The sequence below is a fragment of the Stenotrophomonas pictorum JCM 9942 genome, assembly GCF_001310775.1.
In the GTDB taxonomy this organism is placed as follows: Bacteria; Pseudomonadota; Gammaproteobacteria; order Xanthomonadales; family Xanthomonadaceae; genus Stenotrophomonas; species Stenotrophomonas pictorum.
Window position 1 is genome coordinate 1 of sequence record NZ_BAZI01000533.1, and the last position, 1,470, is coordinate 1,470.

General features: G+C 69.9%; 1 protein-coding gene. It reads left to right on the plus strand.

What is annotated here, in order from left to right; genetic code table 11:
- A partial coding sequence (locus JCM9942_RS15770; protein WP_157722988.1) for a PAS domain-containing sensor histidine kinase occupies positions 1 to 1,470 on the plus strand: 1,470 nt, incomplete at both ends.

Sequence of the window (1,470 nt, forward strand, 5' to 3'; positions counted from 1 at the left end):
GCCGCGCGGTGGGGGCCAGTTTCTTTGTGGGGACGGCGGTGACGCTGCTGGCGATGGTGTGGCGGCGCGACACCCCGCATCGCGCCAGCCGCAATCTGGATGCCGATACTCTGCGTGATGCCGGTCGCCGGTTCCTGCCGCACGAGCGGGTGGAACTGCTGCTGGCCGAGGCGCCGCGCAACGGCGCGGTACCGGCGTCGATCGAGGCGCAGATCGAGCGCGAGCTGTCGGCGGTGCTGGGTGCGGCGTCGGCGCGGCTGCTGCTGGATGCAGCGCGCAAGGAAAGCGGACAGCTGGCCACGGTGGCGGCGATCGTCAGCGAAGCGTCACTGGATCTGCGTTTCAACCAGCAGGTGTTGCAGGCGGCGCTGCAGAACATGAGCCAGGGCATCAGCGTGATCGACCGCGAGCAGCGGCTGGTGGCATGGAACCGGCGCTATGCGCGCATGTTCAGCTTTCCGGAGGAGCTGCTGCAGGTCGGGCGGCCGATCGGCGATCTCACCGCGTGGGCACTGGAGCGGATGCCGGCGCGCGGGCAGGGCGAAAAAGCCGCCGAGCGGCGTCTGGCCTTCATGCGTGCCGGCACCGCACACCTGACCGAGCGGGTATTTCCCGATGGCAGCATCGTCGAGATCCGCGGCAACCCGATGCCGGGGGGCGGCTTCGTGGCCACCTTCACCGATGTCACCGCATTCCGCCGCAACGAGCGCGAACTCAAACGCAGCAACGAGACGCTGGAGCAGCGCGTTGGTGAGCGCACCGCGCTGCTGGAATCGGCCAAGCGCGAGGCCGAGCGCGCCAACGATGCCAAAAGCCGCTTCCTGGCCGCGGTCGGCCACGATCTTCTGCAGCCGCTGCATGCTGCGCACCTGTTTACCGACACGCTGGCGCAACAGGTGGAAGCGCCGCAGCAGAAGCAGGCGGTGGTGCAGATCCGCGGCGCGCTGGATTCCACCACCGATCTGTTGACCGGCCTGTTCGACATGTCGCGCCTGGAGGCCGGGGGGCTGGTACCCCAGCCGCGCGCGCTGCCGCTGGCCGAAGTGCTCGATCCGCTGGCCTCGGAATTCCGCGCGCTGGCCAACGCGCGCGGGCTGCGCTTCGGTTACGTCTCCACCGGCGCCTGGGTGCACAGCGATCCGCAGCTGCTGCGGCGGGTGCTGCAGAACTTCCTGGCCAACGCGGTGCGGTATACCGCCCGTGGGGGCGTGCTGCTGGGCGTACGTCGCCACGGGCAGACGCTGCGGGTGGAGGTGCATGACACCGGGCCGGGCATTGCCGATTCCGAACGCGCGGCGATCTTCGAGGAATTCCGCCGTGGCGAGGATGCCGCCGGACAGGGGCTGGGACTGGGACTGGCGATCGCCGACCGCATTGCCGGCCTGCTTGATGCGCCGCTGTCGCTGCGCAGCCGGGTCGGCCATGGCACCGTGTTCGGAGTGACGCTGCCGGCCGTGTCACGGCCGGTGC